Source organism: Microbacterium sp. NPDC008134 (assembly GCF_042957055.1).
In the GTDB taxonomy this organism is placed as follows: Bacteria; Actinomycetota; Actinomycetes; order Actinomycetales; family Microbacteriaceae; genus Microbacterium.
In genome coordinates, this window is record NZ_JBIBHO010000001.1 from 1,441,155 (window position 1) to 1,460,706 (window position 19,552).

A 19,552-nucleotide genomic window follows, 5' to 3' on the forward strand; every position below is an offset into this window, starting at 1 on the left:
GTCAGCCGAGCGAGAACTCGATCTCGCCCGCGGCGATGTCCGCACGTGCGACGCGCAGGCGGACGACATCGCCCGGGCGCGCCTCGGGCGGAACGGATGCGGATGCCGTGACGGCGGGGTCGCCGAGTTGGATGCGCGCACGCTCGCCGCGCAGCTCGATGATCGTCGCATCGACCCACGTGCCCACCAGCGGAGTGACCAGCGCGGCCTCCACGGCGTTCACGGTAGCGGCGTCGAGTCGGGAGGCCCGCTGGGAGGACTCCTGCATCAGCCCCGGAAGATCGGCGAGTGAGTCCCGCACCCACGCGGGGACCGGCTCTCCGCGGGATACGGCGAGGCAGATGGTCAGCGTCCACCGATCGACGAGGCGACGCAGCGGTGCGGTCGCGTGCGCGTACGGTGCGGCGATCGCGGCCTGCACGGTCTCGTCCGGCACGGACCCGTCGAAGGTCGCATAACCGGCGCCTCGGAAGAGCGTCGCGGCCGCCTGCAGAACGGGGAGCGTGAGCGGGTCGGTGCGGTCCAGGCCACGGAGGAAGTCCCCGTACTCGCCGCCGGCCCAGGGCCGTCCGAGTGCAGCCGTCTGTCGTCGGAACGTGTCGAACGCCGCGTCGTCCGGCCGGGGCATGGTGCGCAGGATGCCGATGCGCGCCTCGAGCATGAGCGAGGCGGCCGCCATCCCCGTCATCAGGGACAGCTGCGCGTTCCACTCCTCCACGGGGAGCGGGCTGCGCCGGCGGATCGCGTATCCGCCGCCGTCGGTTCGGATGACCTCCTCGTCCGGCAGATTCAGGCTGGCACCGCCCCGGGCCCGTTCCTGCGCGATGCGCAGCCGACCGATCTCGGGGAGGAGGGAGACCGCCCCGCCCTCGCCGCGATCGATCGCGGCCTGTGCGCCGGCGTAGTCGAGCTGCGCCCGCGAACGGATGAGAGCGCGTTCGAGGCGGGTCGCGATCACGACCCCGTCGCCATCGAGCCCGAAGGTCCAGACGAGAGCCGGCCGATCGACATCGGGAAGGAGCGAGGCGCGATTCTCGCTGAGTACCGGCGGATGCAGGGGGATCGACCCGTCGACGGCGTACAGGGTCTGACCGCGGCGTCGTGCCTCGAGGTCGATGGCGCCTCCGGGGGCGACGAATCCGGGGACGTCAGCGATCGCGTAGCGCACCCGATAGCCGCCGCCGTCGCGATCGAGATGGAACGCCTGGTCGAGATCTCGGGACCCGGGTGGATCGAGCGTGACGAACGGCACGTCGCGCAGATCGAGTTCGGGAGCGGGCGAGGTCGAGGAGCGCGCCTCGTCGAGTACATCGGCGGGGAAGTCGACCGGGGCATCGAGTTCCGCACGCAGTCCCGCGAGTGCTGCGGCGAGCTCGGTCTGAGCGGCGGAAGGGGCGACATGCGAACGACGCTGCGGCATGCGTCCACCCTAGGCGGATCTCCACGGCCCGATCGTCGGGGGTTCGCGTTAGCGTGGAAGGCATGACCACTTCATCCCAGGCACAGACCCTCGTCGACCTCTATGACGCCCCCGAGATCCTCCGCGTGGTGAACGTGTGGGACGTGGTATCCGCCGGAGCGGTCGCCAAGCTCCCCGAGACGAAGGCGATCGCGACGGCCGGTCACGGCATCGCCTCGTCTTTCGGTTACGACGACGGCACGATCCCGCGCGACCTCATGCTCGACATGGTCGGCCGGATCGCGGCATCCGTCCACGTCCCGGTGACCGCCGATCTCGATGACGGTTACGGCGACGCGGGGGAGACCACGCGTCTCGCCATCGCGGCCGGGGTCGTCGGAGCGAACGTCGAGGACCGCCTCAAGCCGCTCGACGAGTCCGTCGCGGTCGTGGAGGCGATCGTCAAGGCGGCCGAGGCTGAAGGGGTGCCGTTCGCGCTGAATGCCCGCACCGACGCATTCGTCCGTGCCGGTGGACGCCCGGTCGAGCAGAGCATCGCCGACGCGATCCAGCGCGGTCGCGCGTTCATCGACGCCGGTGCCACCTCCGTGTTCGTCCCCGGCATCCTCGACGCGCACGTCACGCGTCAGCTCGTCGAGGGCATCGGCGAGCGGAAGGTGAGCGTCATCGGTCTGCCCGGTGCCCTCAGTGCCGCGCAGTACGAGAAGCTCGGCGTCGCCCGCATCTCGTACGGACCGCTGCCGCAGCGCGCCGCGTTGACGGCGCTGCAGGAGCTCGCCGCCAGCCTCTACAAGGGCGGCGTCGTGCCCGAGGGACTCCCGGCGCTCAACTGAGTCATCCGCCGAAGAGGAGTGACCACGGGTCAGTAGACTTGGCCCGTGGTCACTCGTCTTTCGAATTTCTTCCTCCGTACTCTCCGTGAAGACCCTGCAGGTGCAGAGGTCGCGAGTCACAAGCTGCTCATCCGGGCCGGTTACATCCGGCCGCAGGCGGCAGGCATCTTCGCGTGGCTGCCGCTGGGGCTTCGCGTGAAGTCGAAGATCGAGACCGTCGTTCGCGAGGAGATGGCCGCGGCCGGCGCGCAGGAGGTGCACTTCCCGGCGCTCATGCCGCGCGAGGCCTACGAGGCGACGGGGCGCTGGGACGAGTACGGCGATCTGCTGTTCCGCCTGAAAGACCGCAAGGGCGGCGACTATCTGCTCGCGCCCACCCATGAAGAGGCGTTCACCCAGCTCGTCAAGGATCTCTACTCCTCGTACAAGGATCTCCCTCTGACGATCTATCAGATCCAGGACAAGTACCGCGACGAGGCCCGCCCCCGGGCGGGACTGCTGCGCGGCCGCGAGTTCACGATGAAGGACGCCTACTCCTTCGACGCATCCGACGAGGGGCTGGAGGCCAGCTACCAGGCGCAGCGCGATGCGTACGAGCGCATCTTCCAGCGTCTGGGACTCGAGTACGTGATCGTCCAGGCGGATGCCGGGGCGATGGGCGGTTCGCGCAGCGAGGAGTTCCTGCACCCGACCCCGGTCGGCGAGGACACCTTCGTGCGCAGCGCCGGCGGGTACGCCGCGAACGTCGAGGCATTCACCACCGCCGTTCCGGACGCCGTCGCCTTCGACGCCGATGCCGCGCCGGTCGTGTTCGACTCCCCGGACACTCCGACGATCGACACGCTCGTCGCCCACTCCAATGCGGTTCTCGATGGGGAGTACTCCGCCGCCGACACTCTCAAGAACGTCGTCCTCGCGCTCACGCATCTCGATGGCACGCGCGAACTGGTCGTCGTCGGCATCCCGGGCGACCGTGAGGTCGACGAGAAGCGCGCCGAGGTGGCCTTCGCCCCGGCCGAGGTCGAGACCGCCACTCCGGAGGACTTCGAGAAGCACCCCCTCCTGGTGAAGGGGTACATCGGTCCGTGGTCGACCACGGGAGCGGTGCTCGGGGAGGAATCCGCCACCGGCATCCGCTATCTCGTCGACCCGCGGGTCAGCGAGGGCACCAGCTGGATCACCGGAGCGAACATCGATCAGAAGCACGCGCACTCCGTGGTCGCGAGTCGCGACTTCACGGCCGACGGCATCGTCGAGATCGCGAACGTGCGCGCCGGCGACCCCGCGCCCGACGGCTCCGGACCCGTGGAGCTCGCCAAGGGCATGGAGATCGGCCATGTCTTCCAGCTCGGGCGCAAGTACGCCGAGGCTCTCGGCCTCAAGGTTCTCGATGTCAACGGCAAGCTCGTCACCGTCACGATGGGCTCGTACGGCATCGGCGTCACCCGCATCCTCGCGATCATCGCCGAACTCAACAACGACGAGAAGGGCCTCATCTGGCCGGCGTCGGTCGCGCCCTTCGACGTGCAGGTCGTCGCCGCAGGCCGCGACCAGGTCGCTTTCGACGTCGCCGCCGATCTCGCGTGCACGCTGGAGGGGGCCGGGCTCGACGTGCTCTACGACGATCGCCCGAAGGTCTCTCCCGGTGTGAAGTTCGGCGATGCCGAACTCGTGGGCGTGCCGAAGATCGTGATCGTCGGGCGCGGTGCGGCCGAGGGACAGGTCGAGCTGTGGGACCGCGCAACGGGCGACCGCGACGCCGTGTCGATCGCCGACGCGGTCGAACGACTCTCCCGCTGAACCGATCACGAGCGCCGCGTCCTCCGTCGGGGCGCGGCGTTCGTGCATGCGGAGTGGCGCCTCGCGCCCGTCTGTCGGGTCGTGACAGGGTGGACGCATGATCGACGAACCGCTCCCGGAGGCACTCAGTGCCGAGATCAACGCCGTGCTGGACGATGCGGGGGTGCATGCGGATCGTCGGCTCGTGATGCGGATGCTGCGCACCGCGATCCTGCTGGGGGAGGACGGCACCGATCGTCTCGATCTCAAGATCGCCTCGGCGGCGCTCGCGGAGATGCGCGACGCGTTCCGGTTGTTCGCGCCGTACCGGGGCGTGCCCAAGGTCACGGTCTTCGGGTCCGCCCGCACGCGCACGGATGATCCGCTGTATCGCCAGGCCCGAGACGTCGCCGCCGCACTGGCCACCGATGGATGGATGGTCGTCACCGGTGCGGGGCCGGGGATCATGCAGGCCGCGGCGGAGGGGGCCGGGCCCGCACTGTCCCTCGGCGTCTCGATCCGCCTGCCCTTCGAGGAGAAGGCCAACGCGATCGTGTCGGGGCAGGACCACGTCGTGGCGATGAAGTACTTCTTCACGCGCAAACTGATGCTCATCAAGGAGTCGGAGGGCTTCATCTGCCTACCTGGCGGGTTCGGCACGCTCGACGAGATGTTCGAGCTCCTCACCCTGCAGCAGACCGGCAAGGCCGAACCGATGCCGATCGTGCTCCTCGACGAGACCGGAGGACGGTTCTGGGAAGGGCTGCGCAGCTTCGTCGACGAGCACCTCGCGCCGGCGGGGGTGATCTCGGAGGGCGACTTCGATCGGGTGGTGATCACGGACTCCGTCGAGGCAGCGCGCGCGGAGATCACAGGTTTCTGGCGGAACTACGACTCTCTGCGCTGGTTCGGGGACACGCTGGTGCTGCGGCTCCGGGCGGAACCGACGGATGCCGAGCTCTCCGACCTGAACGAGCGCTTCGCCGCCATGCTGGCATCGGGCCGCATCGAGCGCGCCGCACCGCGATCGCCGGAGATCGCGGATGCCGATGCAGTCGATCTTCCGCGATTGGCGCTCCAGCTCGATCAGCGGCGCGTGGGCGACCTGTTCCGATTGATCGGCGCGATCAACGCGCTGCCGTCCGCGGATGCGCTGCCGGAGACGTCGCCGTCGGTCTGACGTGACGACCCCGGCGGGGCACGGTATCGTTGTACGGATGTCGCGCGTGTGATTCCGCGTGACGAGAGCTGAATAGGGAGCCGTCATGGATATCGAACTGAGCCTGTTGCGTGGAATCGAGAAGGAGAAGGGGATCCCCTTCGACGAGCTCGTCGCGATCATCGAGCAGGCGATCCTGACCGCCTACTCCAAGCATGTCTCGGCCGAGGGCGACCTCCCCGAGGGCGTGCGCGTCGACCTCGACCGCAAGACCGGTCACGTCGCGGTGCTGCAGGCGGTCTCCGACGACGAGGGCGCCATCATCGGCGAAGAGGACGCGACGCCGAGCGACTTCGGCCGGATCGCGGCATTCGCCGCCAAGCAGGTCATCAGCCAGCGACTCCGCGACATCGCCGACGAGGCGGTGCTCGGCGAGTTCCGTGGCAAGGAGGGCGACATCGTCGCCGGTGTCATCCAGCAGGGACCGAACCCGCGCATGATCCACGTCGACCTCGGCTCCGTGGAGGCCATCCTCCCGCCCGAGGAGCAGGTTCCCGGTGAGGAGTACGCGCACGGATCGCGCATCCGCGTCTACGTGACGAGCGTGGCAAAGGGACTCAAGGGGCCGCAGATCACCGTTTCGCGCACGCACCCCGGTCTCGTCCGCAAGCTCTTCGCACTCGAGGTTCCCGAGATCGCGGCAGGCCTCGTCGAGATCGTCTCGCTGGCCCGCGAGGCAGGGCACCGCTCGAAGATCGCGGTCAAGGCCAACGACCCGTCCATCAACGCCAAGGGTGCCTGCATCGGCGAACTCGGCCGCCGCGTGCGCGCCGTCACCGAGGAACTCTCCGGCGAGAAGATCGACATCGTCGACCACGACCCGGAGCTCGCGGCCTTCGTGGCGAACGCGCTCTCTCCGGCGAAGGTCACGAGCTCGTTCATCCTCGACGCGAGCACCAAGGCCGTGCGGGCGCTCGTGCCGGACTACCAGCTCTCGCTCGCGATCGGCAAGGAGGGCCAGAACGCCCGCCTCGCCGCGAAGCTCACGGGCGCCAAGATCGACATCCAGCCGGACAGCGTCCTGGACTGAGCGCCCACCGTCCGCTCGGCACGCCCCGTCCGCGTGCCGAGCGAGAGGAAACGCAGGTGTAAGATGGAACCCGTACGAACGTGCGTCGGATGTCGCATGCGTGCTCCCCGCTCCGCCCTCCTCAGGGTGGTGTCCCAGAACGAAATCCTCATCATCGATGAGCGTGCCGTCCTGCCGGGGCGTGGCGCGTGGATGCATCCGACGCAGGAATGCATGGAGGCCGCACTGCGGCGCCGCGCTTTCGGACGAGCACTCCGTGTGTCCACCGCTGTGGACACGCAGACCATCGAGAAACGGCTGAACGGCTATGGAAACAAAGTGAACGGCTCGAAATGAGACCCGTCCGCGACTAATGGTCTGCCCTGTCTGGGCAGACTGCCCCAGACAGGAGAATTGTGGCTGGTAAACCACGCGTACACGAGATCGCCGCCGAACTCGGCGTCGACAGCAAGGTCGCACTTGCAAAGCTGAAGGAACTCGGCGAGTTCGTCAAGAGTCCTTCGTCGACCATCGAACCGCCGGTGGCGCGCAAGCTGCGCGCAGCGATCGATGCCGACCCCTCGCTCAAGGCATCCGCCGAGCCCGCACAGGCTGCGAGCCCCGCCGCCGCGAAGCCGGCAGCGGCGAAGCCCGCCGCCAAGTCGGCGCCCACTCCCGGGCCGAAGCCCGGGCCCAAGCCCGCTCCCGCACCGGTCGTCGAGACGCCCGCTGCGGAGGCTCCCGCTGCCGAGAAGTCCGCGCCCGCGGCGCCGACGCCGGCAGCACCGGCATCCGAGAAGCCGGCGCCCGCTGCGCCCACAGGTGACAGCGGAACCCCCAAGCCCGGCGCTCCGCGCCCCGGCAACAACCCGTTCTCGTCGGCGCAGGGCATGGGACAGCGTCCCACCGGTCCTCGCCCGGGTAACAACCCCTTCGCCTCGGCGCAGGGCATGGGCCAGCGCCCGACGCCGGGGAACATCCCGCGTCCGCAGGCTCCGCGCCCCGGCGCTCCCCGTCCGGGCGCACCGCGTCCCGGTTCGCCCCGTCCCGGCGCCCCGCGTGGCGGTCAGGGCGGTCGTCCCGGCGCTCCGTTCCAGCAGCGTCCCGGGGGCCCCGGTCGTCCCGGCGGTGCCGGTGGACCCGGTGCCGGCCCCGGCGCACGTCCCGGTGGCGGTTTCGCCGGTCGTCCCGGCGGCGGCGGTCGTGGCCGTGGTCCCGGCGGTGGTACCGCCGGTGCATTCGGTAAGGGCGGCGGCAAGAGCAAGCAGCGCAAGTCCCGGCGGGCGAAGCGGCAAGAGTTCGAGATGCGGAGCGCCCCGGTCGTCGGTGGCGTCAACGTCACCCGTGGAAACGGGGAGATCATCCGCATGCGCCGTGGCGCATCGATCGCGGACTTCGCCGACAAGATCGAGACGCTGACCGGTTACACCGTTCAGCCCGGAACGCTCGTCACGATCCTCTTCAACCTGGGCGAAATGGCCACGGCCACCGAGTCCCTGGACGAGGCGACGTTCGAGGTCCTCGGTGAGGAGCTCGGCTACAAGATCCAGATGGTCTCGCCCGAGGACGAGGACAAGGAGCTCCTCGAGGGCTTCGGTCTCGACCTCGAGAAGGAGCTGGAGGAGGAGAGCGACGACGACCTCGAGATCCGTCCTCCGGTCGTCACCGTCATGGGCCACGTCGACCACGGTAAGACCCGACTGCTCGACGCGATCCGTCAGACCAACGTCATCGAGGGCGAAGCCGGTGGCATCACCCAGCACATCGGTGCGTACCAGGTGTGGACGGAGCACGAGGGCGTCGATCGCGCCATCACCTTCATCGACACCCCCGGTCACGAGGCCTTCACGGCCATGCGTGCCCGTGGTGCTCAGGTCACCGACCTCGCGATCCTCGTGGTCGCGGCCGACGACGGCATCATGCCGCAGACGGTCGAGGCGCTCAACCACGCTCAGGCGGCGAACGTCCCGATCGTGGTCGCGGTGAACAAGGTCGACAAGCCCGAGGCCAACCCGGCCAAGGTTCGTCAGCAGCTGACCGAGTACGGTCTGGTCGCCGAGGAGTACGGCGGCGACGTCCTGTTCGTCGACGTCTCCGCGCGTGCCAACACCGGCATCCAGGAGCTCCTCGACGCCGTGCTGCTCACGGCCGACGCAGGACTCGACCTCACCGCCAACCCGAACAAGGCCGCTCGCGGTGTCGCCATCGAGGCGAAGCTCGACAAGGGCCGCGGTTCTGTCGCGACGGTGCTCATCCAGTCCGGAACGCTCCGCGTCGGAGACGCGATCGTCGCCGGCACCGCCTACGGGCGTGTGCGTGCGATGGCCGACGAGAACGGCGAGCAGGTCCTCGAGGCCTACCCGTCGCGTCCGGTCCAGGTGCAGGGTCTGAACTCGGTGCCGCGTGCCGGTGACGTGTTCATCGTCACCGACGAGGACCGCATGGCCCGACAGATCGCCGAGAAGCGTGAAGCGGTCGAGCGCAACGCGCAGCTGGCGAAGGCCCGCAAGCGCATCTCGCTCGAGGACTTCACCCGCGCACTCGAAGAGGGCAAGGTCGAGTCGCTCAACCTCATCATCAAGGGTGACGTCTCGGGTGCCGTCGAGGCGCTCGAGGAATCGCTGCTCAAGATCGAGGTCGACGATTCCGTGCAGCTGCGGATCATCCACCGCGGCGTGGGTGCCATCACCGAGTCCGACGTCAACCTCGCGACGATCGACAACGCGATCATCGTGGGCTTCAACGTCCGCCCCGACACGAAGGCGCGCGAGCGCGCCTCCCGCGAAGGCGTGGACATCCGGTTCTACTCGGTCATCTACAACGCGATCGACGAGATCGAGAACTCCCTCAAGGGAATGCTCAAGCCGGAGTACGAAGAGGTCCAGTCGGGTGTCGCCGAGATCCGCGAGGTGTTCCGCTCCTCGAAGTTCGGCAACATCGCCGGTGTCATCGTGCGCTCGGGAACGATCACGCGCAACGCGAAGGCCCGTGTCATCCGCGACGGCGTGGTCATCGCGGACGGCCTGGCGATCGAATCGCTGCGTCGTTTCAAGGACGACGTCACCGAGGTGCGGACGGACTACGAGGCCGGTATCGGCCTCGGCAAGTACAACGACATCCAGATCGGTGACGAGATCGAGACGACCGAGATGGTCGAGAAGCCGCGCGGCTGATCCTCGGTACATCGCTCCGGCGATGGATGCCATCGGGATAACGGGAACCCCAAGACCCCGACTGTCCGGATGGCATCCATCGCCTCCGCTACAGTTTCACGCCGCTGCGGCGGTGGAAGAGAGAGAATCAAGCATGGCTGGAGAACGACAGGCACGCCTCGCCGACCGGATCCGCGTGATCCTCGCCGAGCGGCTCGAGAAGGGGCTGCGGGATCCGCGGCTCGGGTTCGTGACGATCACCGACGTGCGCGTGAGCGGTGACCTTCAGCACGCATCGGTGTTCTACACCGTCCTCGGCACGGAAGAGGAGCGCGTCGCCAGTGGCGCCGCTCTCACCTCGGCCACCGGGATGCTCCGCAGCGAGGTCGGGCGGCAGCTCAGCACCCGCCTGGTGCCCACGCTGGAGTTCATTCCCGACGCGCTTCCCGAGAACGCCGACCACATCACCGCCCTGTTGCGCCAGGCTCAGGAACGCGACGCAGAGGTGGCGAAGCTCGCCTCGTCGGCCTCGCATGCAGGCGACGCGGACCCGTACGTGCGCGCGGAGGACGAAGACTCCGACCGCTGATACCGCCGACGCGGAGACGCGTAAGGTATATCGGTCGATGACCGCTGCGGCGGTGAGTCTGCTTGCTACCGTCGCACCGGATGAGACACATCTCATCCGGTGCGAGGGGGTGCATCATCGAGGGGTCAGGTGTGTCGGGGGCGACCAGCCCGACGTGGGTGACGGGCGGTCCGTTGCTCGAGGAACTGCTGGTCGACGAAGTCGGCTGCGCGCCGCACGTGCTGTCGCGGCTCATCGTCGAATTGGGCGCGCACACGCTCACGATCCGGCAAGTGGCCACGGCGCTGACGCGCGCGCAGCGTCAGGGGCTCCTCCCGCTCCCGTCTCCGCTTCCGTTCGTTCCCGCGATCGCCGACGCTTTCCGCAGTCTGGATCCGGCGGAGCGCGATCGTGCGCTCCTCATCGCCGTCTCGGTGACGCTGACGGACGAGCTCGCGCCGATCCTCGCGTTCGACGGGCGTTCGGCCGAGCAACTCGCGACGTCCGCGATCGGTGCACTGCTCCACCTGCACGCCGGGCGGATCCGCCTGCGGGATCCCCGTCTGGCGGTGTGGATCCGCGACTCACTGACTCCGGGCGAGGCCGCGCACGTGCACGCACGACTGCGTGAGGTCTTCATCGGCACGGGTGGTGAGGCCGAAGCGGACTGGCATCGCGCACGCGCCTCCTTGGAGATGGATCCCGTGTCAGCGCGGGAACTCACGCGCATCGCGCGCGGACTGTCCGAGGCAGGGGACGCGGATCGGGCCCTGATGATCGCGCGCGAAGCGGCGGCGCACGCCGCAGGGCGGGATCTGGATGAGGCCAGGCTGGTCGCGGGTGCGGCGGCGATCGGGGCCGGATACGCGCTCGAAGCGGCCGCATGGCTCGGAAGCCTGGTTCCGCACGGGACCGAGCGCTATCGTCTGCAGGGGCTCGCCGGCCTGCTCATCGCTCAGGCTCACTTGCTGGGTTCGGTCCCCGAGATCGATCCGTCGACGCTGTGCCCGGCGTCCGACGCCCCGGAGGATTGGTATTCGGTCGCTCGGGGAGCGGCGCTGGCGGTGCCGCTGTGCGCAGAGCGCGGCGATCGACAGGGCATGCGGACCTGGCGCGAGACGCTGAGATACGCCTCCTCCCGTGTCGGTGTCGAGTCGAAGCTCCGGGACCCGGCCGTTGCCCTCGCCTGGCTGCTGGTGGGGGAGTCCGACAAGGAGGATGCCGAGGGTACGGGGCCGGTGACGGGAGGGCTGCTGCGTGCGCTGACTGCTGCGCTCGACGGACGGATCGACGTCGGTCTGCGCCTGCTCGCCCACGAGGACGCGCTCGCATCCGGTGTGGATCCGCTCGTGGAGGGTTTCGAACGGAGCCCGCTCGTCGACGCCTATCGCGCGGTCGCCCACGCGCTTCTCCTGGTCTGGCGAGGTGACATGGGCGAGGCTCGCGAGCATCTGCTCACGGCATCGATGACCCTTCCGGTGAGCATGCCGTTCGCCGGACTCGGTGTGGTCCTCGCGCGGCGACTCGACCTCGCGGTCCTGGGCGAGCTCGGGCCCTTCGCGCGCGCACTGACCGGCGTGCTCCCGGCGCCGCAGCGGATCGATCTGCTGATCGATCAGGGCATCGAGGCGTTCCTCGGCGGGGACTTCGATGCAGCCGCCGGGTTCGTCAGGTTGTGGCGCGAACTCGGGGCGCCGCAGACATCGTTCGCCGTTCCCGGCCTCGAGGAGATCCGCCCCGGCGGCGACGAGGAGCCGGTCGTCCGTCTCATCGAGCCGCCGGAGGTTCGCCTCGCACGGTCGCTCCGCACACGCGTCGCGACCGCTCCCGATGTGCGTTGGCACTCCGAGCGCGATGAGGTCCTGACCGCCGCGCGTACGCTGAGGTCTCCGTTCGCACGCGGACGCATCGAGGCGATGCTCGGCACCCGCGCGGCGATCCGAGGCGAAGCGGTTCTCGCCCGCGAGCACCTGCGCACAGCGCACCGCCTGTTCGAGCTCTCCGGTGCCCACGCGTGGGCACGCTCGGTCGTCCGCCGGATCGCGACTCTCGACGCCGACGACGGGTCCTCGCCGATCGACCCGCTCGCGGCGTGCCGGGCGGCGTGGTCGCAGCAGCTGACCGCGCGCGAACTCGAAGTGGCGATGCGGGCGGCCGCCGGTGCGAGCAACCGGGAGATATCGGGAGCGCTCGTCGTGTCGGTCCGCACTGTCGAGGTGCACATCGGGCGGGCCTTCGCGAAGCTCGGTGTGCGCTCGCGGGTCGAACTCACCGTGCTGGCGCACCGCACGAATCAGCTCCTCTGAGAGTCAGCGCGGCAGCGCGAGTTCGCCGGCGGTCGCTTCGGCGAGTCCGTCGGCGACGAGTGAGTCGATCGCGCGGTCGCGTTGCAGCCGATCCGGCCAGTCGGGCAGCAGAGCGTCCAGAGGGACGCCGGCGGGGGCGACCTCCCGGAGCATGCGCAGCACCGCGCCGCGCGCTTGGCGATCCGAACCTTCGTAGGCCGCCTGCTTCCGTCGGGTGTCGGCGGTCGCGGGGCTCCCCGCGGCCAGCCACGCGCACCGGTCGGCGATCGGGCATTCCCCGCACGACGGTGTGCGCGCGGTGCACACCGTCGCCCCGAGCTCCATGACGGCGGCGTTGAACATCGCGGCGGCGGAGTCGTCCGACGGGAGCTGCGCCTCCATCAGGTCGAGGTCGCGTCGGGACGGGGGACCGGGGTGCGCGATGCCGTCCACCGCGCGCGCCAGAACGCGGCGCGTGTTGGTGTCGACCACCGGATGCCGGTCGCCGTAGGAGAATACGGCGACCGCGCGAGCGGTGTAGTCGCCGACCCCGGTCAGTGCGAGCAACGCGGGGACGTCACGGGGGACCGTCCCGTCGTGCTCGCGGACGACCTCCATCGCGGCACGATGGAGCCAGAGTGCGCGGCGCGGGTATCCGAGGTTCGCCCACTGCTGAACGACCTCGGCGGGGGAGGCCTCGGCCATCTCCGAAGGCGACGGCCAGCGCGAAAGCCAGGCATCGAGGCGGGGGATCACGCGAGCGACGGGGGTCTGCTGCAGCATGAACTCGCTCACGAGCACCCCCCACGCGCCGAAGCGCTCGTGGAACTCCGGCCGACGCCAGGGGAGATCGCGGGCCGCGGAACGATACCAGGCGATGACCGCGGCGGCGATCGCATGATCGCGGATCTCGGGCGTCTCCGGCATCCGACCAGCCTAAGCGAGCCTCGATCGCGTGATCGCCCGCGCGCTCGGCCCCGTAGGCTGGAGGGATGGTTCTGCCGGGCATCCTCCTCGTCGACAAGCCCGCAGGGCTCACCAGCCACGATGTGGTCGCGCGCACGCGTCGCGCGTTCGGCACGCGCAAGGTCGGGCACGCCGGCACCCTCGACCCGATGGCGACCGGTCTGCTCGTGATCGGCATCGAGGGTGCTACGCGGCTCCTCACCTACATCGTGGGTGCGGGCAAGACCTACGAGGCGACCATCCGCCTCGGGCAGACCACCGGCACCGACGATGCCGACGGCGAGATCACGGCGCACGCGGATGCCTCCGCCTGGACGGGTGTCTCCGATGCCCGCATCGCCGAGGAGATCGCGGCCCTGACGGGTGAGATCTCCCAGGTTCCCAGCGCGGTGTCGGCGATCAAGGTCGACGGTCGCCGCGCATACGATCGAGTGCGCGCGGGCGAGGAAGTGGTCCTCGCCGCACGGGACGTCGTCGTCTCGCGCTTCGACGTGGTCGCCGACCGGCCGGGCGACGGCATCCGGGATCTCGATGTGATCGTCGACTGCTCGTCGGGCACGTACATCCGATCGTTGGCGCGCGACCTCGGATCCGCGCTCGGCGTGGGCGGGCACCTCACCGCGCTGCGCCGTACCCGAGTGGGATCGTTCGACGTCGCGGATGCCGTCGACATCGACTCTCTCGACGGAGCTCCGGTGCTCACCCCGGCGCAGGCTGCCGAGCTCATCCTTCCCGTTCTGGCCGTCACGGCCGACGAAGCGCGGGATCTGCGTCACGGCAAGCGGCTCATCGGGCAAGCGGGGAGGATCGAGGCGCCGCTCGTCGCCGCGATCGATGACGAGGGAATCATGGTCGGCGTGGTCGAGAAGCGCGGAGCCGACCTGAAGAGCGCCATGAACATGCCGGAGAGTGCCCGATGATCCTGTGGTTCACGATCCTTCAGATCGCCGTGGCGGTCATCGCGGGTGGCTTCTGCGTCGTCGCGGGGCTCGCCGGTCGTCGCCCGAGCGACTGGTCGGTCGGCGCCGTGGCGGTCGTCGAGGCGCTATTGGTCGCACAGGTGATCACGGCGATCGTCGCCCCACTCGCGGGGAACCCACCCACCGGCGATCTGCTGGAGTTCTGGGTGTACCTCGTCTCCGCCGCGCTCCTGCCGATCGGCGCCGTTCTCTGGGCGCTCATGGAGCGGAGCCGGTGGAGCACCGTCATCCTGGGCGTCGCCGCACTGGCGATCGCGATCATGGTGTGGCGCATGCATGTCATCTGGACCGTGCAGATCGCGTAACCCGGAGCCGCACACGGACGTCGCCCGGCTCTGGCGCATCTAGGATGGAATGCGCTATGAGCACCACCGCCCCCACCACCAGGATGACCGGAATCGGTCGCGTCCTCGTGATCGTCTACGCCGTCATGGCGCTCGCGGCCACCGGCCGGAGCTTCGTGCAGATCTTCCGACGGTTCGACGAGGCGCCCCTCGCGTACTCGCTGTCGGCCCTCGCCGCCGTCGTCTACATCCTGGCGACGCTCGCTCTCGTGCTCGCGCGGCGACGGGGCTGGTACACGGTCGCCTGGGTGGCGATCGTCTTCGAGCTCACCGGAGTCCTCGTCGTGGGGTTGCTCAGCATCCTGATCCCCGAGCAGTTCCAGCACGAGACGGTCTGGTCGCTGTTCGGACGCGGATACCTCTTCATCCCGCTGGTTCTGCCGGTGTTCGGCATCTGGTGGCTACGGACTCACCGTCCCGGCGCCGCGCACGAGCCCGCCGAGGTCGAGGCGTGATCGTCTTCCGCGATCTCGCCGAGGTCCCGGACGGCTTCGGGCCGAGCGTCGTGGCGATCGGCAAGTTCGACGGCGTGCATGCCGGGCATCGTGCCGTGATCCGGCGGCTCGAGGAGCGAGCGGCAGAGACGGGCGCGCGATCCGTCGCCGTCACGTTCGATCGCAATCCGCTGGCGATCCTGCGACCGGACAGGTGCCCCGAGAACGTGGTCACGGTGGAGCGCAAGCTCGAGCTGCTCGGCGAACTCGGTCTGGACGCCACGCTGCTGCTGACTTTCGATGAGGAGATGGCCTCGCTCAGCGCGGAGGACTTCGTGACAGAGATCCTGGTCGCGGCCCTCAGGGTATCGACCGTTCTGGTCGGTGAGGACTTTCGGTTCGGGCACCTCGGCGCGGGAACCCCCGAACTCCTGCGCGCGATGGGACCGAGCCACGGCTTCACGGTCGAGGTCGTCGACGACGTGTACCTGCCGGGTTCCGCACGACGGGTGTCGTCGACGTGGATCCGCGAGCTCCTCATCTCGGGCGATGTCAGTGGCGCGGCGCGCGTGCTCGGGCGTGCGCCCGACGTGCGCGGCGTCGTCGTCCACGGCCTCAAGCGAGGACGCGAGCTGGGATTCCCGACGGCCAACCTGTCGACGATCGTCGATGCGTTCGTTCCCGCCGACGGCGTGTACGCCGGATGGCTGATCGACCACGACACGGGCATCCGCCACCCCGCCGCCATCTCCGTCGGAACGAACCCGACCTTCGACGACGTTCTCGAGCGCCAGGTGGAGGCGCACGTTCTCGGCGAGACCGGGCTCGACCTCTACGGGCACGACGTCACCGTCGAGTTCACCGAGCGTCTGCGAGGCATGGTCGCTTTCGAGGGAATCGAGAAGCTCACGGCGCAGATCGCCGCCGACGTGACCGACGCGGAACGCGTGTTGCGCGACCAGACCGACTGATCGCATCCGCCGCGCGCGTCGCCACGGGTGTTCCTGCCTGCGAATGGCGTAGAGTGGTCGCAGTCATCGTCGTGTCTTCCGCGTCCTGCGCGCATCGGCGAGACGATCGATCTACCGTCCGCACGGTCCTGGTTCACGCCACACGCGGATAACAGAGCGCCGGAGCCCCTGAGGCGTTCCGGCCTTCACGCTCAGGAGGAGCATGCCGACCACGGCAACCGCCGCCACACGGCGCAAGAAGTCGTCCCGTCGCGATGACGAGGCGCCCCTCATCCCGATCCTCGCGCGCAAGGTGCGCGAGATCGAGGCCAAGTCCCAGCGCGGAAAGCTGGGGCCGACGAATCGGGTCAAGTTCCAGGTGATCGCCTTCCTGGTGCGCGAGGAGCGCGCCAGGGTTAAGGCGGATGCCGACATCGGCGATGCCGCACGCACCGAACTGCTCAAGCGGCTCGATGGCGTCGCGACCATCCTCGCCAAGACGGCGGCGCGCGACACCTCGCTCATCCAGCTGCTCGAAGCCGACCAGGCGACCTCGCCCGTCGCCAAGCGGATGCGCCGCGACTGGCTGCTCGAGTCCGGTGCGGAACTCGCCCCGGAAGAGTTGATCATCGCCGATGCCGCACCGGTGCAGATCTCGGTGGTTCCCGCCGCGATCGCCGAGCGGCAGGTCACTCCGCCGTCGGTCGAGGCGCGCCAGCTCGCGAATCCGTTCCTCGCTCCCGACCTCACGCCGCGCGTCACGACCACGCCCCGCCGCCGCCTCGACGGCTGGGAGCTGATGGGTCCGCTGTACAAGGCGTTCGAGACGGGTGCGGGTGGGGCGGCGGCGAGCATGGAGTTGCCTCCGGCGCCGGAGTACGACCACATCTCGCCGAAGGGCCTCGAGGTGATGGTGCACCAGTCGCGCTTCCTCGAGGCGGTTCGCGACGGGCACCGCAGTTTCCTCCTGGCCGACGAGCCCGGCCTGGGGAAGACCGCTCAGTCGGTTCTCGCCGCGTCGGTCGCGGGCGCCTACCCGCTCCTGGTCGTCGTGCCCAACGTCGTCAAGATGAACTGGGCGCGCGAGGTCGAGCGGTGGACGCCGCAGCGGCGCGCGACCGTGATCCAGGGCGATGGCGATGACATCGATGCGTTCGCCGACATCTTCATCGTCAACTACGAGATCCTCGACCGGCACCTCTCGTGGCTGTCGTCGATCGGTCTGCGCGGCATGGTCGTCGACGAGGCGCACTTCATCAAGAACCTCTCGTCGCAGCGTTCCCAGAACGTGCTGTCGTTGGCATCGCGCGTGCGTGAGCGCACGCCGGGCGGGAAGCCGCTCATGCTCGCCCTGACCGGTACGCCGCTGATCAACGACGTCGAGGACTTCGACGCGATCTGGCGGTTCCTCGGCTGGACGACGGGGGAGAAGCCGGGACCCGAGCTCATGGAGAAGCTCGACGCGACGGGATTCACCCCGGCCGACAAGGCGTTCTATCCCGAGGCTCGCGATGCTGTCATCTCGATGGGGATCGTCCGCCGTAAGAAGAAGGACGTCGCCGCCGATCTGCCCGACAAGCTGATCGCGGACCTCCCGGTGCAGCTCGACGACGAGTTCGGTCGGAGCATCCGTCAGGCCGAGCGCGAGCTGGGGGAGCGTCTCGCGGCCCGGTACCGTCGGATCATCGAGGCGCGGGGAGACCGTGGCCTCGCACCGGGCGAGATCGACGACGACATCGTGCGTCTCGTCGCCCAGAACGAGCTCGAGGAGTCGAAGGCCGCCGGAACCGGCGGTGACAACGTCTTCACCATGGTGCGGCGCATCGGCCAGGCCAAGGCCTCGTTGGCCGCGGACTATGCCGCGCAGCTGCAGCGCTCGGTGGGCAAGGTCGTGTTCTTCGCGAAGCACATCGACGTGATGGACCAGGCGGAGGCTCACTTCGCCGCGGCCGGCATCCGTGCGGTCTCGATTCGCGGCGACCAGACGACGACCGTCCGCCAGCAGGCGATCGACGACTTCAACGGCGACCCCGAGGTCGGCATCGCGGTCTGCTCGCTCACGGCCGCGGGTGTCGGTCTCAACCTGCAGGCGGCATCGAACGTCGTGCTCGCCGAGCTGTCGTGGACGGCAGCCGAGCAGACGCAGGCCATCGACCGCGTGCACCGCATCGGTCAGGACGAGCCGGTCACCGCCTGGCGGATCATCGCCGCGCACACGATCGACACGAAGATCGCCGAGCTCATCGACCAGAAGCAGGGCCTGGCCGCCCGCGCGCTCGACGGCGAGGCGGTCGACGACGCAGCCGCCGAGCCCGTTCAGCTCGGCGCGCTCATGCATCTGCTGCGGGAGACGCTGCAGAGCGCGTGAGAGGACGTTAAGAATCGCGGTTCTTGAGCGCGATTCGAGGGCCGAGAAGGGCCATTCGGAGCAATTGCTCCGAATGGCCCTTTATCGTCGGCAAGATCGACGGTTTTCGACGCTCTCGAATGGCGCTCGACAGGCGCATGACGCTAGTGTCGAACGCGGGCAGCGTCGCCTTTACCTTTTCTTTTCCCGAGCGTCTGAAGGCGGAAGCATGAAGATCGGAATCCTGACGAGCGGTGGCGACTGCCCCGGTCTCAACGCGGTGATCCGCGGCGTCGTGCTGAAGGGCACGACGACATACGACATCGAGTTCGTCGGCATCCGCGACGGCTGGCGAGGAGTCGTCGACGGTGACTTCTTCCCGCTCACGCGTCACGAGGTCAAGGGGCTCTCGAAGGTCGGCGGAACGATCCTCGGCACGAGCCGGACGAACCCGTACGAGGGGCCGCGCGGCGGCGCCGAGAACATCGCGAAGACGCTGGCGGCTCACGACATCGACGGCATCCTCGCCATCGGTGGAGAGGGCACGCTGGCCGCAGCCAACCGCCTCGCGAACGACGGCATCAACGTCATCGGTGTGCCGAAGACCATCGACAACGATCTGCGCGCGACTGACTACTCGTTCGGTTTCGACACGGCCGTCAACATCGCCACGGATGCCATGGACCGACTGCGCACCACCGGTGATTCGCACCAGCGTTGCATGGTGGCCGAGGTCATGGGGCGTCACGTCGGATGGATCGCGCTGCACGCCGGAATGGCCGCCGGCGCCCACGTCATCTGCATCCCCGAGGTCCCGATGTCGATCGAGGAGATCACGGCGCTCGTCACGAGTGCTCACGATCGCGGCCGCGCGCCTCTCGTCGTCGTCTCGGAGGGCTTCACTCTCACCGGAATGGACACCGCATACAGCGACAAGGGCCTCGACGCGTTCAACCGTCCTCGGCTCGGCGGCATCAGCGAGGTCCTCGCGCCGGAGATCGAGCGGATCACCGGCATCGAGACGCGCTCGACCGTGCTCGGTCACATCCAGCGCGGCGGATCGCCCTCGGGCTTCGACCGCGTCCTCGCGACGCGTCTCGGTCTGCACGCGGCCGACTCGATCGTCGCGAAGTCCTGGGGCAAGATGGTCTCGCTCCGCGGTACCGACATCGTCGAGGTGCCGTTCGCCGAGGCGCTGGGAGAGCTGAACACGGTTCCCCGCAGCCGATATGACGAGGCGGCTGCGCTCTTCGGCTGAGTCCGCCC

Annotated in this window: 16 protein-coding genes; 14 read left to right on the forward strand and 2 right to left on the reverse strand. The window is 69.0% G+C overall.

What is annotated here, in order from left to right:
• Nucleotide 1: 1 nt before the first annotated feature.
• Nucleotides 2-1,420: an RNB domain-containing ribonuclease gene (locus ACFY9N_RS06740; RefSeq protein WP_391477611.1), complete on the reverse strand. Its 1,419-nt coding sequence runs from the start codon at nt 1,418-1,420 to the stop codon at nt 2-4.
• Between the two features lie 62 nt (nt 1,421-1,482).
• Between ACFY9N_RS06740 and ACFY9N_RS06745 the strand changes: the two genes are divergently transcribed.
• From ACFY9N_RS06745 to ACFY9N_RS06780, 8 genes are all read left to right on the forward strand, one after another.
• A complete protein-coding gene (locus ACFY9N_RS06745; protein WP_391477612.1) occupies nt 1,483-2,253 on the forward strand; it encodes an isocitrate lyase/phosphoenolpyruvate mutase family protein in 771 nt (256 codons plus the stop codon).
• A gap of 45 nt (nt 2,254-2,298) precedes the next feature.
• On the forward strand, nt 2,299-4,053 hold the full coding sequence (locus tag ACFY9N_RS06750) for a proline--tRNA ligase (protein WP_391477613.1): 1,755 nt from the start codon (nt 2,299-2,301) through the stop codon (nt 4,051-4,053).
• A 97-nt stretch (nt 4,054-4,150) separates the two neighbouring features.
• Entirely contained in the window at nt 4,151-5,212 is a 1,062-nt protein-coding gene (locus tag ACFY9N_RS06755; RefSeq protein WP_391477615.1) for a TIGR00730 family Rossman fold protein, read from the forward strand.
• An 85-nt stretch (nt 5,213-5,297) separates the two neighbouring features.
• Nucleotides 5,298-6,281: a transcription termination factor NusA gene (gene nusA / locus ACFY9N_RS06760; protein ID WP_391477616.1), complete on the forward strand. Its 984-nt coding sequence runs from the start codon at nt 5,298-5,300 to the stop codon at nt 6,279-6,281.
• 63 nt (nt 6,282-6,344) lie between these two features.
• The gene (locus tag ACFY9N_RS06765; protein WP_391477618.1) at nt 6,345-6,617 is read left to right on the forward strand and encodes a YlxR family protein; all 273 of its coding nucleotides are present in this window, start codon (nt 6,345-6,347) and stop codon (nt 6,615-6,617) included.
• Nucleotides 6,618-6,676: 59 nt separating this feature from the next.
• Complete coding sequence (infB, locus tag ACFY9N_RS06770) at nt 6,677-9,433, forward strand: translation initiation factor IF-2 (RefSeq protein ID WP_391477619.1); 2,757 nt, start codon at nt 6,677-6,679, stop codon at nt 9,431-9,433.
• Between the two features lie 133 nt (nt 9,434-9,566).
• Nucleotides 9,567-10,001 carry a 30S ribosome-binding factor RbfA gene (gene rbfA / locus ACFY9N_RS06775; RefSeq protein ID WP_391477621.1) on the forward strand — a complete coding sequence of 145 codons (435 nt, stop codon included), beginning with the start codon at nt 9,567-9,569 and terminating at the stop codon, nt 9,999-10,001.
• 131 nt (nt 10,002-10,132) lie between these two features.
• Entirely contained in the window at nt 10,133-12,286 is a 2,154-nt protein-coding gene (locus tag ACFY9N_RS06780; RefSeq protein WP_391477622.1) for a response regulator transcription factor, read from the forward strand.
• A 3-nt stretch (nt 12,287-12,289) separates the two neighbouring features.
• Here ACFY9N_RS06780 and ACFY9N_RS06785 read toward each other — a convergent pair whose 3' ends face one another.
• A complete protein-coding gene (locus tag ACFY9N_RS06785; RefSeq protein ID WP_391477623.1) occupies nt 12,290-13,192 on the reverse strand; it encodes an A/G-specific adenine glycosylase in 903 nt (300 codons plus the stop codon).
• A 65-nt stretch (nt 13,193-13,257) separates the two neighbouring features.
• Here ACFY9N_RS06785 and truB point away from each other — a divergent pair, with 65 nt between their 5' ends.
• The 6 genes from truB to ACFY9N_RS06815 all read left to right on the forward strand — a co-directional run bounded on the left by truB (nt 13,258) and on the right by ACFY9N_RS06815 (nt 19,544).
• Complete coding sequence (gene truB, locus ACFY9N_RS06790; protein ID WP_391477624.1) at nt 13,258-14,151, forward strand: tRNA pseudouridine(55) synthase TruB; 894 nt, start codon at nt 13,258-13,260, stop codon at nt 14,149-14,151.
• Nucleotides 14,148-14,516, forward strand: coding sequence for a hypothetical protein (locus ACFY9N_RS06795; protein WP_391477626.1), 369 nt, complete (start codon nt 14,148-14,150; stop codon nt 14,514-14,516). The genes truB and ACFY9N_RS06795 overlap by 4 nt, the downstream gene beginning before the upstream one ends.
• 56 nt (nt 14,517-14,572) lie before the next feature.
• Nucleotides 14,573-15,010: a hypothetical protein gene (locus ACFY9N_RS06800; RefSeq protein WP_391477627.1), complete on the forward strand. Its 438-nt coding sequence runs from the start codon at nt 14,573-14,575 to the stop codon at nt 15,008-15,010.
• Nucleotides 15,007-15,960: a bifunctional riboflavin kinase/FAD synthetase gene (locus ACFY9N_RS06805; RefSeq protein ID WP_391477629.1), complete on the forward strand. Its 954-nt coding sequence runs from the start codon at nt 15,007-15,009 to the stop codon at nt 15,958-15,960. The genes ACFY9N_RS06800 and ACFY9N_RS06805 overlap by 4 nt, the downstream gene beginning before the upstream one ends.
• Before the next feature lie 202 nt (nt 15,961-16,162).
• Nucleotides 16,163-18,307, forward strand: coding sequence for a DEAD/DEAH box helicase (locus tag ACFY9N_RS06810; RefSeq protein WP_391477630.1), 2,145 nt, complete (start codon nt 16,163-16,165; stop codon nt 18,305-18,307).
• Nucleotides 18,308-18,515: 208 nt separating this feature from the next.
• Nucleotides 18,516-19,544 (forward strand): ATP-dependent 6-phosphofructokinase, encoded by a 1,029-nt coding sequence (locus ACFY9N_RS06815; RefSeq protein ID WP_391477631.1) that lies wholly within the window; start codon nt 18,516-18,518, stop codon nt 19,542-19,544.
• Nucleotides 19,545-19,552 lie beyond the last annotated feature (8 nt).